The sequence below is a fragment of the Catonella sp. genome (assembly GCF_057250765.1).
Genome location: NZ_DBHIEC010000017.1, coordinates 13,758 through 31,068, shown reverse-complemented (window position 1 = coordinate 31,068; position 17,311 = coordinate 13,758). Strand labels below are relative to the sequence as shown.

The following is a 17,311-nucleotide window of genomic DNA, read 5'->3' as shown; positions in this document are numbered from 1 at the left end:
CCGTTCATTAACTTAACAGTTACACTGTCTGCTACCTTACCAAGCCACTTCTTGTTAACATTAATCTTAACCTTTTCAGTGTCTCTATTGGTAATTACGAATCCTGCAGACTGGCTTCCGCTTACTTCTGCCTTATAACCTGCGATTGCTGACTCTGTTACTGTATAAGCTATCTCATTGCCTGCTTCATCATACTTAGGTGCCTCAAATGATAACTCCCAAGTCTTTGAATCGCCTGATTTAGCTACTGTCTTCTCTTCAACAACCTGTGCACCGTTCATTAACTTAACAGTTACACTGTCTGCTACCTTACCAAGCCACTTCTTGTCAACTTTAATCTTAACCTTTTCAGTGCTTGCATTAGTAACTGTAAAGCCTGCTGCCTGGTTGCCACTTACCTCTGCCTTATAGCCTGCTATTGCTGACTCTGTAACAGTATATGTAACTTCTTTGCCATCCTTGCCATACTTAGGTGCTTCAAATGAAACTTCCCAAGTGTTAGCTTCTCCGGCCTTAGCAGATGCTGCATCTACTGTCTTTGTATCAACAACTTCAGTACCATTCAATAAGGAAAGGGTTACCTTCTCGCCTACCTTACCAAGCCACTTCTTGTCAACCTTAATCTTAACTTTTTCAGTGTCTTTATTGGTAATGGTGAAGCCTTCGTTCTTATTGCCGCTTACACTTGCCTCATAGCCTGCGATTGCTGACTCTGTTACAGTATAAGCTATTTCTTTTCCATCCTTGCCATACTTAGGTGCTTCAAATGAAACTTCCCAAGTAGTTGCATCTCCTGACTTGGCTGCTGATGCGTTAATTGTCTTCTCACCAACAACTTCTGTACCATTCATTAACTTAACGGTTACTTCATTAGCTACCTTACCAAGCCACTTCTTATCAACTCTAATTACAGTCTTTTCAGTGTTAGTAATGGTGAAGCTTCCGTTGTTGTTGTTTACTACATTCTTTTCATAGTTAGCTACATCCTGCTCGTCAACTGTGTAGTTGATCATATGTCCTAAGCTGTCATACTTTGGAACTGCCTTGAATGTTACTTCCCATGTGTCGTTGGTTCCCGCCTTGAGGTCAGCATTTGTAACCTTCTTAGTTTCAAGAACCTTATCTCCGCTCTTAAGAGTTAATGTAATCTCGTTACCTACCTGACCAAGCCACTTCTTAGTTACCTTGAAGGAAACTTCTTCTGTGTTGGTAATGGTAAAGCCTTCACTGCTCTTAACGATAGTCTTACCATAGTTAGGTAATTTCTCTTCGTCAACACTGTAAGTAATCTTTCTTCCTACAGAATCGAACTTATCAAGCTCAACAGGTACTTCCCAAATTGTTACATTAGGGTTTGAAGGATCTGTAATTCTTACAAGGTCAGCATCAGTCTTAGTGATGGTTCTAACAAGGAGTTCAGCTCCTGTATCAGCATCCTTGATGCGTACGGTAATCTTGTCACCTTCTGCACCGATCCACTTCTTAATAACCTTGAACTTCTCTGTTCCGGTCTGAGTATTGGTAATTGTGAATCCGTTTTTCTGGTTTCCGCTTACCGCTGCCTTATATCCGGATATAGCTGTCTCGGTTACTGTATATACGATTTCTTCGCCAAGCGCATTGAACTTAGGTGCCTCAAATTCAACTTCCCAAGTCTTAGCGTCTCCTGACTTAGCTGCTGATGCATTGATTGTCTTAGTAGCATAAGGAATTGTACCATTCATTAATGAAATAGTTACCTGATCAGCTACTCCGCCAAGCCACTTCTTATCAACTTTAATCTTAACCTTTTCGGTATCCTTATTGACAATTGTAAAACCTGTCTTAAGAGTTCCGCTTACACTTGCTTCATAACCTGCTATCGCTGACTCTGTTACTGTATAAGCTATTTCTTTTCCTGCTTCATCATACTTGTCAGCTTCGAAAGAAACTTCCCAAGTCTTAGCATCTCCGTCCTTAGCTGCTGATGCGTTAACTGTCTTCTCACCAACAACCTTAGTGCCGTTCATAAGCTTAACGGTAATCTGTGAACCTACCTTACCAAGCCACTTCTTGTCAACCTTAATCTTAACCTTTTCAGTGTCTTTATTGGTAATAGTAAATCCTGATATCTGATTTCCGCTTACCTTTGTTTCATAACCTGCTACTGCTTCCTCTGTTACTGTATAAGTAATCTCATTACCTGCTTCGTCATACTTATCAGCATCAAATGAAAGCTCCCAAGTCTTGCCATCGCCATCCTTAGCTGAGGCAGCGTCAACTGTCTTTGTATCAACAACTTTAGTGCCATTCATAAGCTTAACGGTAATCTGTGAACCTACCTTACCAAGCCACTTCTTGTCAACTTTAATCTTAACCTTTTCAGTGTCTTTATTGGTAATTGTAAAGCCTGCACTCTGATTTCCGCTTACACTTGCCTTATATCCTGCAATTGCTGACTCTGTTACTGTATAAGCTATTTCCTTACCTGCATTGTCATACTTGTCTGCTTCAAAAATAACTTCCCAAGTCTTAGCATCACCTGATTTAGCAAATGTTGAATTTACTGTCTTTGTACCTACAACCTTAGTACCATTCATAAGGGATACGGTAATCTCGTTACCTACCTTACCAAGCCACTTCTTGTCTACCTTAATCTTGACCTTTTCGGTGTCTTTATTGGTAATTGTAAAGCCATCCTTCTGATTGCCGCTTACCTTTGTTTCATAACCTGGTACTGCTTCCTCTGCTACTGTATAAGTAATCTCATTACCTGCTTCATCATACTTATCAGCATCAAATGAAAACTCCCAAGTCTTGCCATCGCCGTCCTTAGCTGCCGATGCGTCAACTGTCTTTGTATCAACAACCTTAGTGCCGTTCATAAGTTTAACGGTGATCTGTGAACCTACCTTACCAAGCCACTTCTTGTTAACACTAATCTTAACCTTTTCAGTGTCTTTATTGAGAATGGTAAATCCTGTAGCCTGATCTCCTCTTACTTCAGCCTTATAGCCTGCGATTGCAGACTCTGTTACTGCATATACTACTTCTCTTCCGTCTTCACTATACTTAGGTGCTTCAAATGAAACCTCCCAAGTCTTAGCGTCGCCGTCCTTAGCTGCTGATGTATCTACTGTCTTCCTATCAACAACCTTGGTGCCATCTAAAAGTGCTACTGTAATCTGTGAACCTACCTTACCAAGCCACTTCTTATCAACTTTAATCTTAACTTTTTCAGTGTTTGTATTGGTAATTGTAAATCCGTCTTTCTTATTTCCGCTTACCTTAGCATCATAGCCTGCAATTGCTGACTCTGTTACTGTATAAGCAATTTCTTTACCGTTTTCATCATACTTATCTGCTTCAAAGGTTACTGCCCAAGTATTGACAGCTCCTGCCTTAGCAAATGTGTCATTTACTCTCTTAGTGTTAACAACCTTAGAACCATCCATTAAGGAAATGCTAATCTCAGATGCTGCCTTGCCAATCCACTTCTTATCAACTTTAATCTTGATCTTTTCTGTGTCTCTGTTGGCAATAGTGAAGCCATCCTTCTGATTTCCGCTTACCTTAGTCTCATAACCAGGTACTGTTTCTTCCTTAACTGTATAAACTATTTCTCTACCTGTGTCGTCAAACTTACGTGCTTCAAATTCTACTTCCCAGGTATTTGGATCTCCGTCCTTAGCTGCTGATGCATCTACTGTCTTTGTATCAACAAGATCTGTACCATCCATCAATTTAAGGGTAATCTGTGAGCCTACCTTACCAAGCCACTTCTTATCTACCTTTATCTTGATCTTTTCTGTACTTATATTGGTAATTGTAAATCCTTCTGACTTAGTTCCGCTTATATCAGCCTTGTATCCTTCGATTGCAGCCTCTGTTACAGTATAAAGAGCTCTAGAGCCTTTTAAGCTGTACATAGGTGCTTCAAATGAAACTTCCCAAGTACTTGGGTCGCCTTCTTTTGCTGATGAAGCATCAATTGTCTTGGTTTCTACAACTCTTGTGCCTTCCATCAAGGAAAGAGTTACCTTGTCGCCAATCTTGCCAAGCCACTTCTTATTTACCTTTACCTTAACCTTTTCATCATTGGTATTGGTAATTGTAAATCCGTTCTTTGCATCTCCGGTTATCTCAGCCTTATAGCCTCTGATAGCCACCTCTGTTACTGTATAATGAATTAAATTGCCATTATCATCATACTTAGGAACTATAAATCTAGTTTCCCAACCCTGTGCATTCTTAACAGGAGGTGCATTTAATGTCTGCTTCTCAACAACCTCTTCACCATTCATTAACTTAAGCTTAACTTCGTGACCTACCTTACGAATCCATCTCTTGTTAACGATAATTTCGGTATTTTCAGTGTTGATAATAGTAATGTTACCATCCTTATGGTCAATTACTTTATTGGTGTATCCAGAGCCAGGAGAAGTAATCTCTTCAACTGAATACTTAATTTCATTTCCCCATCTGTCATACTTTTCAACAGGGGCAAAAGTAATCTCCCACTCATTGTCTGTACCGGCTTTGAGGTCTGCCTTAGACATAGTCTTAGTCTCTATAACCTCTTCACCTTTTTTAAGAACTACAGTAATATCATTGCCAATCTTACCAAACCATTTCTTGGTAACCTTGTAAGCAACTGTCTCTCTGTTTTCAATGATAAACCTATCACATATAACGTTATACTTATCAGTTTCTACGCCCGGTTTGTAAATATATGTGTTGTAGCCAGGTATTGGATCTTCATCTACTGTGTAGGTTATGCTGTCGCCATTAACACCGTATTTGTCAAGGTCAACAGACACTTCCCAGGTAACATAACCAGGTGTTGCATCATATGTAGTTCTCTTAAGATCAGGGTCATTTCTGTGTATTGTTTTAACAAAAAGCTCTTTTCCTGTAGCTTTATCCTTAAAACGAACAGTGATCTGATCGCCCTCTTTACCTATCCAGTTCTTTACAATCTTGTACTTCTCTTTTTTTGTCTTTGTGTTGACAATTGTGAAGCTTCCATCATTGGCTTTGATAACCTTTGCAATGTAACCGGATATAGCTGTTTCTGTTACAGTGTAATCAATCACTCTGCCCTGAGTGTCGTACTTAGGAGCTTCAAAAGTTACTTCCCAAGTATTTGGTCTTTTAGCAAAAGACTCATCTATGGTTTTTGTAGCATAAGGAAGAGTGCCGTTTAACAACTGAATTGTTGCATTCGTAGCTACCTCTCCAACCCAGGTCTTGTATACCTTAACCTTAACCTTTTCAGTATTGGTTATAGTAAACTGAGTGTTGCTGTCTTTTGAAACAGTTGTGTTATAGCCTTCTAAAGCTGTCTCCTCAGCACTGTACTCTATAGGTGTGCGTGAAGCATCAAACTTATTAACTTCATATGGAACTTCCCATATTGTAATGTTTGGCTGTGAAGGGTCCTTCCTCTCAACAAAGCCCTTAGTATTTCTGGTAACTGTTACTTTGTCAAGAACCTCTTTAGTATTCGCATTCTTAATTGTGATTGTAATAGAGTCACCGACTCTTCCAATCCACTTCTTAATAATCTTGATTTTCTCTTTTGGTTCAGGTAATTTCTTGTTTGTAATAACGAAGCCACTATCCTGATTACCTGTGATTTCTGTTTCATAACCGTCTAAAGCGGTTTCTGTTACAGAATACTTGATAGGCTGATTTTTATCATCATACTTATCAACGTCGTTAAAGGTAAATTCCCAAACTGACTTATCAGCACCAAGATTGATGGTCTGCTTCTGAACTACCTTTGAGCCGTTCTTAAGAGCGATTTCAATAGGACCGGCAGGGATTCCTGCTTCGCCATTGTTATTCAACCATTTCTTTGTAACCTTGATGTTTATCTTTTCGTTCTTATGCTCTTCCTTGTTATTGATAACAAAGTTTCCAGCTGAATCTTTTGTGATTACAGCCTTCTCATAACCCTGTACAGCTTCCTCTTCTACGTAGTACTTGATTTCCCTACCGTTATCATCATATAAAGGAACAGGCTTAAATGTAAAATCCCATGTAGTTTTACCTACATATTCAGACTTATTTAATACCTTAGTCTCAACAGGCTGTGTAGAACCTTCCTTCATCAAGTGAACAATGATTCTATTACCTACCTGACCAGGCTTTCCTTCTCTGTTTACCCAGTTCTTCTTACCGCTGAAGCTAACAGATGGAACATTTACGATAGTAAACTGATCATCGGTATCTTTCTCTACTGTACCGACATAGTTAGGCATCTTAACTTCTTCAACTTCATAAGATATCTCGGCACCAGTGTCAGTATACTTATCTACTTCTATAGGAATAACCCAAGTAGTAATGTTATTCTTCTTGTCAAAAATCTTATCAAGACCCTTGTAGGTCTCATCTACTTTTACTTTTCTAATAAGAGCACCGTTAGAAGCATCTCTTACATTAATTGAAATTTCAGAACCAACAGGTCCAATCCACTTCTTAATAACCTTTAGTTCTTTACGCTCAATATTGATGATTGTGTGGCCATTGGTATCATCACAAAGAGCCTTTATTGTATAGCCCTTCATTTTAGCTTCGTCAACAGTATACTTGATTTCATTCTTTGAAGCATCATACTTAGGCGCTTCAAAAACGATTTCCCAGGTATCACTGTTTCCGTTAGGAAGATCGGATTTATTAATTACTCTTTCTTCTATAACCTTGTTTGTTTTAGCATCCTTAAGTACAAGAGTTATGGAGTCAGCAATCTTACCGAACCATTTCTTGATAACTTTAATCTTGGTAGTTTCTGTATTGGTAATAACAAAACCGTTGTTATCATCACCAGTGATAGTTGAGTTATATCCGTCTACCTTTGTCTCATCAATGTTGTACTTTACTTCATTTCCGGAAGCGTCATACTTATCATAAGGACCAAATGTAGCCTTCCAGCCGTCTTCACTTGTGATTCTCTTTGATTCAACAACATTACCGTCAGTTGTCTTAAGGGTAACGTTTACAGAATCATCCTTTATTTTTCCAACCCACTTCTTTGTTACTTCTACACTCTTCTGAGATTTGCATTCAAAATTAGGTACATTAAGCCAAGTCTTCTTAACCCTTCTTTTTGTCTGGCCATCGTTGAAATAACCAAACGCAAGAGGCTGAGAAGTGTTACCTGGAGTTGTAAAAATCATTATATGATAGTTATCAGGAATATTGAAATTCTGTCTAGCTATCTTCTGCATGTGAGACTTGAAGTTTGCAGGTATTACAGCATCCTGCTCATTAGGGAACATCTCTTCAATACGACCATTCCCACGCTCACTGTCATAACGATAGTGCGCTCTTCTGGTTCCCCAGATACCACCTGTTACAGCCCAAACCATAGCCTGCTTTAAGTGGTATGTATAGTCAAAATCATTATACTTACCTGTTTTTGCGTTATTGATATAATTATCAGCAGCGATTTTTCTGGCACCGCTAATACGATCAACCTGAATACCGTCTAAGCTAAAGTTGTTCTCTGTTGTATAGTACAGAGTCTTACGCAATAAATCAGAAATGCTGTTTGTACCAAAAGTATTTCTTATTTCACTAGCAATACTGTTTGTAGCAGTACCATACGCATAACGAACAAAGTCATATCTTGCTCTCTGTAATGTAACTTTTACAAACCCAGGGAGAGATATTACGTTAAGTTTGTCTTTCTTATGCGCCTCAGCATATATTGCCTTCCAGTCATAAATCCTAGGAACAATATATTTAGCAAGTGTAGCATCGTCCGGATCCTTTATAGGAATCATGTTAGTGCCGGCAGCTAATGCCACATCTGTATTAATACAGAATGCCTGAGTGCTACGGCTCTTTCCGTTAATGGTATAGTCTACGAATATCTTTTGATCGTATTCTCCCGTTTTAACTTCTCTAGCCCTAAAACTTACCGCATCATCATAAGGATCTACGATTTCTTCGCTGTCTTGGAGGTATACATTAACATTCTTGGTAGTTTCGCCATAATTAATGTTCTTATCGCCATCTACCAATCTGATAGTATATTTTGCCTCTTTAACCTCTAACTCGTGGCCTTTAAAAATAATATTGCCACCTGCGTCGTTAGTGGTTCTGTCGACAACTTTTCCACTTGAGTCTACTAACTCAAACTGGAATTTGCCTGCCGGAGGGTTCTTCCCGTCAAGCGTAATCTTAGCCATGACATTCTTGCTGGCTAATTGCTCTTCATGCCCTGATGCCTGTGATAAAAATGGTACTCCGTTGATCATGCCGATCAACATACAGAGTATCAGCACCACTGATAGTATGAAGTAGCGAGATTGAACCGACTTGCTTCTCACGTTTTTCATAGCTTCTCCTTTTCTTGCTTTTTTGATTTCTAAAAATGAATGTTTTTATCTCGAAAAGTATATTTTGTAACCGAAACTTTGGTTTTGAACAGAATACACTTTCAATATTAGATACATTCTATCATCAATTGGTTACATTTTAGTTACATTTCGCAAGTTCATTAAGATTGGCTATAATTATTTTGGAATTAATTGAATTTTGCACGACTTAATACATATCTATTTAGTATGCATTATACTTTTTAAATAAATAATTAAGCATATTTTTAATATTTTTTATAATATTTTTTCACAGTTCAAAAAATCACCCTATAACCTTTAGTAACAAAACCAGTCTTTTTACCATAAAAATGTGAATTTTAAAAAACTAAAATGTAACCCCAAATAAAACAAACGGTTACATTATTAGTGTTATACATTTTTATGTTTTAACAAAATTCATATTGAGATACAAAAAAGACCCTCCGATTTGCGGAAGATCTTTTCTATACTGACACATTCAGGCTCTTACACTTAGTTCTGGTATTTATATACAATTTTATGTCAATAATTATTATTAATTTTATTGATTATAACTATATTTAATCCTATTATTTATCCATTTTAAGATTGTACTAGTATTCAATCTTTTCTGCTAGTTATATTTTTTGTATGATTTCAATAATCATATATATTTTTGCCGAGTTCAAATTTCAACGATATAAAAACAAGAGGAACAGATATTATTACCCGTCCTCTTGTTTATATTTTAGTTTTATTCACCTGTATTATTGTCTGAATTACAATTGCACCTAAATTTAACGCTTATTACATCATCTTTACCTCCTATATAAATGACAGGCGACAAAATGATTTGGCTCCATCTCTATAAGTTCAACTGGAGTTTCTTTGCAATGTTCCATACATTCTTTGCAACGACCTGAGAACCTACAGCCCGCAGGTGGATTTACAGGACTTGGTACATCGCCTTCAAGAAAGATTCTCTGGCGGTTCAAGCCATACTTAGGTATAGGTATGGCTGATAACAACGCTTTTGTATATGGATGTAGTGGATTTCTAAACAATTGGTCGTAGTCCGCAAGTTCCACAATCTGTCCCAGATACATAACTGCAATCCTATCCGATATGTGTCGTACTACCGAAAGGTCGTGTGAAATGAAGAGATAGGTAAGCCCAAACTCCTGCTGTAACTTATCCATCAGGTTAAGCACCTGAGCCTGTATAGATACATCAAGTGCTGACACAGGTTCGTCAAGAACTATAAACTTAGGTCTTACTATAAGTGCTCTTGCTATACCTATGCGCTGGCGCCTTCCTCCGTCCAGCTCATGAGGGAAGGAATTGGCAAGCCTCTCCTCAAGGCCTACCGTTGACATCATTTCCATAACACGGCTCTCAAGCTCACTATGTCCGTTGTATGATTTATTCACCCTTAACGGCTCTGCAATTAAGTCAAATGTATTCATACGAGGATTGAGTGATGAATAAGGATCCTGAAATACTATCTGCATATCCCTTCTCAGTGTACGCATTTCCTGCTTAGTTTTATATTGTAATATATTTTTATCCTCTAAAAGTACCTCTCCTGATGTTGGCTCGTGTAAACGTATAATAGCTCGTCCTACAGTAGATTTGCCACAGCCTGATTCCCCTACAAGCCCTAAGGTCTCACCTTTTTTGATGTTAAAGCTGACATTGTCCACTGCATGGAGCTGGCCTCTTTTAGTCTGAAAATACTTTTTCAGGTTTTTTACCTGCACTAAAGTCTCTCTCTCATTAGCCATTTTCAGATTCCCCCTCTCCCTTTTTGAACAAATGACAGGCTATAAAATGTCCGGGACTAACCTCTTGGAGCTCAGGATTTGTATGCTTACAAATCTCCATACACTTATCACAACGAGGGTGAAAACGGCAACCACTCGGAAGTGCTGAAGGATCTGGCGGATTGCCTTTGATTGTAGTGAGAGACTCGACATCTTCATCCAAACTCGGTATCGAATTAAACAATCCCTTTGTGTAAGGATGTCCGGGTGTTTCATACATGTCCTTTACCGGAGCGTATTCAACTATTGAGCCTGCATAAATAACCGATACATAGTCACAGATTTCAGCTACAACCCCCAAATCATGTGTAATAAGAATCATAGAAGTATCGTATTTTTCTTTGAGGTTCTTCATAAGCTCAAGTACCTGTGCCTGAATGGTTACATCAAGTGCCGTAGTAGGCTCATCTGCTATGATGAGCTCAGGATTGCAGGCAAGGGCCATAGCTATAACCACCCTTTGTTTCATACCCCCTGAGAACTGATGAGGATAATCGTTGATTCTTTCCTTACGAATACCAACTACCTCTAACATTTCCTCAGTTTTTTTGCGAAGTTCTTCCTTTGACAGCTTCTGATGAAGCTCAATTACCTCGCTTATCTGCTCACCTACAGTCATAACAGGATTCAAAGATGTCATCGGGTCCTGAAAAATCATAGATATTTTATTACCTCTGATATTAAACATGTCTTTTTCAGGAACAGTCATTAGATCCTGGCCTTCAAGAATAATTTCACCTGAAGTTATTTTCCCCGGAGGCGACTGTATCAGCTTCATTACCGCCAGTGCTGTAGTAGTCTTACCAGCACCTGTTTCCCCAACAAGACCTAAGGTTTCTTTTCTTCCTATCTTGAGACTTAGATTGTTAACTGCATAGACCTTGCCGGAATCTGTGTCAAACGCAACCGATAGATTGCGTATATCTAATAATTCTGCCACCTTTTCTCCTCCTCTATCGTTTTAGCTTTGGATCAAGGGCGTCTCGAAGTCCGTCACCCAGTACATTTAATGCAAAGATGGTGGTAACAATTGCAAGTCCTGGAAACAGTGTCATATGCACATAGTCACGAATATATGCACGTCCTCCGGAAAGCATTGCACCCCACTCAGGCGTAGGTGGTTCGAGTCCCAAGCCGATGAAGCTAAGTCCCGCTGCATTGATGATTGCATAAGCAACACCCAATGTAGCCTGCACAATTATTGGAGCCATACAGTTAGGAATAATATGCTTAAATATTATTCTAAAGTCACTTGAACCATTAGCCTTAGCTGCTTCTATAAATTCCATATCTCTAATTGACAATACCGATGACCTTACAAGCCTCGCATAGCTCGGGATTGAGGCTATGCCGACTGCCATCATAAGATTGGTAAGTCCGGGACCTAGTGCCGCCATGATTGCGATTGCAAGCAGAGTATCAGGAACAGCCTGTAAGATATCAATAAATCTCATAAGAAGGATATCTACTTTTCCGCCGTAATATCCTGTTAACGCTCCAAGGGTTACTCCTATAATAAGAGAAATACTTACCGATATAAAGCCGACTTTAAGTGATACTCTTGAACCGTAAACAACTCTACTGAATATATCCCTTCCAAGGTCATCTGTGCCAAACCAGTGCTTAGAATTTGGAAGCTGGAACTGATTTTTCAGATCCTGCTGTGCATAACTGTAGGGAGCAATCTGGTCTGCAAATATGGCAACCAATACAAGAAAAATTATAATTACCAGTCCTACCATCGCCAATTTGTTTCGTTTCATACGAATCCAAATATCTCTAAGATTTCTCAAGCGACCGTGGCTGCTTTGCTTTTTACTGTCTTTCCCCATAATGCCCTCCTATATATACTGCGTTTTGATACGCGGATCCACATAGGTGTACAATATATCCACAATCAAATTCACAACACTGAATGTCACCGCAACAAACAATACCGAGCCTAAAACAAGAGGAGCATCTCGCATTTTTATTGAGTCAACCATTAGTCTTCCAATGCCCGGAATAGAGAATATAACCTCAGTCATAAGAGCTCCGCCGAGGAGTTGTCCAAACTGTGTTCCTATAATTGTGATTATAGGAATAAGGGCATTTTTAAGTGCATGCTTCCATATAACTACATTTTCTTTTTGTCCTTTTGCTTTTGCAGTCTGTATGTAGTCCTTACGTATAACCTCAAGCATTGCAGATCTCGTCATTCTCGCAATTACAGATACTGACTGGGAACCAAGTGCTATAGTCGGAAGTATCATTTGCGGAAATGTATCAAAACCTGATGATGGAAGCAACCTTAATTTAACAGAGAATAGCATAATAAGTAGGAGACCAAGCCAGAATACCGGCATTGATATACCTATAAGGGCAAATATCATAGCAATGTTGTCAAAGATAGAATATTGCCGCCTTGCACAGACAATTCCTATAGGTACCCCCAGCAAGACTGCAAATAAGATTGCTGTAAATGCGAGGCGAACTGTTGCGCCTGCTCGTGATAATATCTCCCTCGTCACTGGACTTTTTGTAATATATGAATTCCCCAAATCAAAGTGAAAAACTATATTCTTGATATATCTGCCATACTGCACAAGGAAGGGATCATTTAGTCCCATTTCTTCACGCAGCTCCTTAACAGCGGACTCTGGCGCCGAAGGTCCGAGCGCATTGCGGGCAGGATCCCCGGGAGTCAGGTATAAAAGCCCAAATACTATGAAACTTACACCAATAATAACCGGTATAAGGTAAAGTATTCGCTTTATAATGTATTTAATCATGTGTTACACCTTCCCTTTGCAAAGGGGACTGGGGAAATACATCCACAGCCCCCACATTATATTGACTATATTTTCAAACTCATTTATTTGGCACGTTTGATTTGTGTGAAATGGTGCCATCCAAATGGAGACAGTTGCAAATTCTCAATATCCTTCTTTGCACCTGCTGTAATCTCCTTGTTGTGAAGAGGTACCCAGGCATTTATTCCCATAACATATTCCTGAGCCTCTTTGTAAAGTTCTCCTCGTTTACTCTTATCACCCTCGTATCTGGCGTCATCCAGTAATTTATCTAGCTTCGAATCCTCTAAGAATGCGTAATTACCTCCCTCACCCTTAGCGGATGAATGGAAGCAAGGATACATAAATGTATCTGGATCAGGAGAATCTGCTGTCCAAGCTATCATGTACAAGTCATGATTTCCTTTTTTAATTAAGTCATTAAATGCTGACCACTCAAGCACGTTGATAGATGCCTCAATACCTACCTCTGCAAGCTGTTCTTTCATTGCTGTGGCCATGTCTACACGGTCTTTATTTTCATTTGTAGAAATGGTGAGCTTAAGGTTTGACTGACCTGCTTCTTTTAATAAAGCTTTCGCCTTTTCAACATCCCTTCCTTTAAGCTTTAGCTGATCAGAGATTGAGAACTCAAGAGTTGGAGGCAATACACCTGTAGCTGTCTTACCAAGGTTGTGGAATACTGCTTTCACAATGGAATCAGTATCAAGTGCGTAAGAGATGGCCTCTCTAACCTTTGGATCTGTAAATGGAGCCTTTGAACAGTTAAATCCAAGATAAGTAAGACCGTAGTCAAGTGACTTAACAAGCTGTAAATCAGGATTTCCTGATACCTTATCAAGATCGTTTGCTACTATATCAAGTGCAATATCAACACCACCGGACTCAAGCTCGATAACACGGTTACTTGGCTCTGGGATTATTCTAAACTTCAATGTCTGAAAATCAGTTTTTTCTCCGTGATAATCCTCAAAACGCTCTAATACCATATTGTCTGCCTTTGACCAGCTTACAAATTTAAGTGCATTTGTGCCTACAGGATTACGAGCGTAATTGTCACCTGCTTCAGTTACTGCCTTTTCATTGACGATTGAGCCACCAGTATGGCAAAGTGCTGCAATTATACCTGCAAAAGGTTTAGTCTGCTTGAACTCTACTGTATAATCGTCTGTTGCCTTAATAGTAGAAGGATCAATGGAAGCAAAAAGATGCTTAACATTAGGAGCTTCAGCAGCTCTCTTTAAGCTGAAAACCACATCTGATGCCTTCATTTCTTCTCCATTGTGAAACTTAATGCCTTTTTTAAGCTTAAATATGTAGGTTAAATCATCAGGATGCTCGTAACTTTCAGCAAGACATGGTGAAATCTCACCTGTTTTGTCGTCAATCTTTACAAGTCCTTCGTAAATCTGAGCCATAGCATTACTTGACTGGTTGTCATTAGTTAGTACCGGATCAAGAGAAATTGAATCACCCGAAAGTGCGATTGTAAGAGTATCTCCGCCCCCACTTGCACCTTTACAACCAACTAAAAGACATACGATTAACAACAGCGCCAAACTTCTTAAATTCTTTCTCATAAAGTTCCCTCTCCTTCTTAATCTTAATTTGTTTTTGATTTGGATGCCTGATATATGTGACATCCACTGATGCTAATTATTGTGTTAAGTCACTCCCTATCCTCTTTTTTCCTTATCCCCCCCATTACATTCATTAGAATTAAAATTTCATTTTCTTTTTTGTGTTTTTTATGCTCTCTTCTTTTCTTCTTCAATGTAACACCTTTTTATATCTAAGTCAATCCTTATTTGTAATATTTGTACAATTAATTTCTATAATTTTTAATTATTTTGCTGTTTATGATATCAAATATCTTATATAATTAATTTTAATCATCATTTTGACACTTTAAACTGTTAAATTTCTTATTTATATGTTATTATTTTATATCGCATCAGTTGCTGATTAAGAAAATTATCTTTATGCTTTCAATATGCTTTATTTAAAAATAAAAAGACCCTCCGATTTCCGGAAGATCTTTTCTACGGCTAATTCTCTACACACCCTCTAACTCATCAATCGTAGACTGTTATTAGCTTCTTAGCTTTCAAGTTATAGGTATATTTATCATATCCACTCTTATTCTTGGCACTTGATACCCCTATGTAGAGTTCCTTATCTGTGCCCCCAAGCAGGACATAGCCCTTGCCTGAAATTATCTTATAGGATTTCTTGGTCTTGATATCAAGCTTATATATCACACCCTTGTTACTCACATTTTTGGAGTAATACAGCTGTTTACCGTTTGTAACAATCTTTTCTGAGGTAGCTTTCTTTACAAGACTTGTTGTCTTACCTGCTGACTTTGATACCTGCACTATATTTCTAACATTCATTTTCTCGGTCTTATCATATTTCTTTGCAGTCAACTTATAAGTTAAGTCTCCTATTGTTACCTTACCTGCAGAGTACATCTTCTTTGTGTTCTTAGCTGAAGACTCGGTTAAGTCTACTTTGTTGCCGTAGAAGTCTTCACCTTTACCTGTCTTTTTCGATACATAATACCAATTGTAGGTCGCTGTATGACCTTCACCATTTCCATCATCAACATTTTCATAGATATGTATGTTTACAATATCTCCCTCTACGCTGTCTATTTCCACGGTAGCTTTGTTCTCCCCGCCATTATTGCCAAAATACTTTTTTGCAAGCTTAAGTATTTCATCATCAGTATAACCTTTCGCAGCCAGTACATTGCGAGACCTCACACTCCCGGGTTTTACGTCAGCAACTATATTTTTAGTTCTTAAAGTTTCCCCAGCAACAGCCTTTTCTTTATTTACTGCAGTAACACCTGATATAACAAGCGAACCAATCAACAATAATGATAAATTTTTAATTCTCATCTTGAACCTCCCTTTAGTGCTGCATTTCGCATATATTACATAGTCTCTCGAGCATTTGCTTTCTCAGTGTATCCCTCACTTAGGTGCCTGATGATAGAAATATACCATGTGATTTAGTTGTAATGGTGTCACGATATTTACAATTTTTTTACAAAATTATAAAAAACCGCAAATAAACTATTACAGTCTACTTGCGGTCTATGTCTTATATCAGAAAGACTTATCTCTTAATCGTAACCTCTTTTTCATTACTCCAGTCTGAGTACGCCTTAATCTTGTTCTTCTCCTTATAGGCTCTTACACGGCAATAGTATGTATATGTTCTCCATGAATTGCTTATATTAAGCCCCTTAAATGTAAATGATGTCTTCTTCGCACCTTTTACGAGCTTTGTAGTCACATCACTGCTAAAGTCACCTGTTGTAGATATCTGAACTTCATAGCCCTTAACTGACTTTACCTTCTTCCAGGTTGCTTTTAATTTACCTGACTTGATATTCCTTACTGAAGCAAGCTTTACCTTGGAAGGTCCACTTACAAAAGAAGTAGTAAACTGATAGTTACCTGTTTTATTTCCTGAACACATTAAGGAATAGCTTCCCTTTGGTATCTGGAAGGTTAATGTCTTGGTTCCCTTGATTATGTCTGAAACCTTGTAATTAAAGCTTCCCTCATCATTTAAAAGGCTTAACTCCATGCCTTCCATCTTAGCAATCAGCTTAAGACTAAGAGCTCCTGTTTTATTTACTGAAAAACCATAGTAATCTACATCATCATTCTTTGCTAACTGTCCTTTTACAGTCTGTCCTACAGCTATCTGAAACTTGCTTGAAAGGTCATTGTTGCGGTCATCCTGTGTCTCATTAAACGATTCTTCTGAAGGAGTAAATACCCACTTGAAGTTAGCCGCTGTCTTATCCCAGTTTGATGTAACCTTGATATAATAATCTCCACCAATCAGATTCATATCGTAGGTATAAGTATTAGTAGCATTTCCGTATAAGGTTTGTACCTCTTTTTCAGAAGCATCATAGATATAGAAGTTAACATACTCCCCAGTCACTGAGGTAATCTGTGTGAGCTTACCTGAAGAAGGTAGTGTAAGCTTATAAGTTACCTCTTTAGAACCATTGTGCTCGTAAATCGTATCAAACTGCGCTATGGTTAGGTTAGTCCAGGCCTTTGCTTCGGAAGGCTTCAGCACACCAAAAACCGTTACAAAGACTAACATCATCGCCAGTGCTAACGCACTTTTTCTCTTAAAATTACTCATGCTCTTCTTACCTCTCCTTATATTGTTTTATTCGTTCATTCAAAGCTTATGACAATATCATAAGGTTCATTGCACCGACACACATCGACAGCTTTGAATACCGGTTAACAATACTATGATACCCCTATAATCATCCTTTTTCAAGCTATATTTAACAATTGTTTTTAGTCTTAACCCGCATATCCTATGT

General features: G+C 38.4%; 8 protein-coding genes. All 8 read right to left on the bottom strand.

The window, feature by feature from the left end:
- On the bottom strand, positions 1–8,327 hold an 8,327-nt coding region (locus ACO6HM_RS09390; RefSeq protein WP_485390789.1), incomplete at its 3' end, for a Cna B-type domain-containing protein.
- 818 nt (positions 8,328–9,145) lie between these two features.
- Positions 9,146–10,111, bottom strand: a complete 966-nt coding sequence (locus ACO6HM_RS09385) for an ABC transporter ATP-binding protein (protein ID WP_208429843.1) — start codon at positions 10,109–10,111, stop codon at positions 9,146–9,148.
- A complete protein-coding gene (locus ACO6HM_RS09380; protein ID WP_485390788.1) occupies positions 10,104–11,090 on the bottom strand; it encodes an ABC transporter ATP-binding protein in 987 nt (328 codons plus the stop codon). The genes ACO6HM_RS09385 and ACO6HM_RS09380 overlap by 8 nt, the downstream gene beginning before the upstream one ends.
- Positions 11,091–11,103: 13 nt before the next feature.
- Positions 11,104–11,982: a nickel transporter permease gene (nikC, locus tag ACO6HM_RS09375; RefSeq protein ID WP_208429845.1), complete on the bottom strand. Its 879-nt coding sequence runs from the start codon at positions 11,980–11,982 to the stop codon at positions 11,104–11,106.
- A 9-nt stretch (positions 11,983–11,991) separates the two neighbouring features.
- Complete coding sequence (nikB, locus tag ACO6HM_RS09370) at positions 11,992–12,921, bottom strand: nickel ABC transporter permease (RefSeq protein ID WP_485390787.1); 930 nt, start codon at positions 12,919–12,921, stop codon at positions 11,992–11,994.
- An 83-nt stretch (positions 12,922–13,004) separates the two neighbouring features.
- Positions 13,005–14,522 carry an ABC transporter substrate-binding protein gene (locus ACO6HM_RS09365; protein WP_485390786.1) on the bottom strand — a complete coding sequence of 506 codons (1,518 nt, stop codon included), beginning with the start codon at positions 14,520–14,522 and terminating at the stop codon, positions 13,005–13,007.
- A gap of 495 nt (positions 14,523–15,017) precedes the next feature.
- On the bottom strand, positions 15,018–15,848 hold the full coding sequence (locus tag ACO6HM_RS09360; RefSeq protein ID WP_485390785.1) for a hypothetical protein: 831 nt from the start codon (positions 15,846–15,848) through the stop codon (positions 15,018–15,020).
- Positions 15,849–16,068: 220 nt separating this feature from the next.
- Positions 16,069–17,121: a hypothetical protein gene (locus ACO6HM_RS09355; RefSeq protein WP_485390784.1), complete on the bottom strand. Its 1,053-nt coding sequence runs from the start codon at positions 17,119–17,121 to the stop codon at positions 16,069–16,071.
- Between the last annotated feature and the right edge of the window lie 190 nt (positions 17,122–17,311).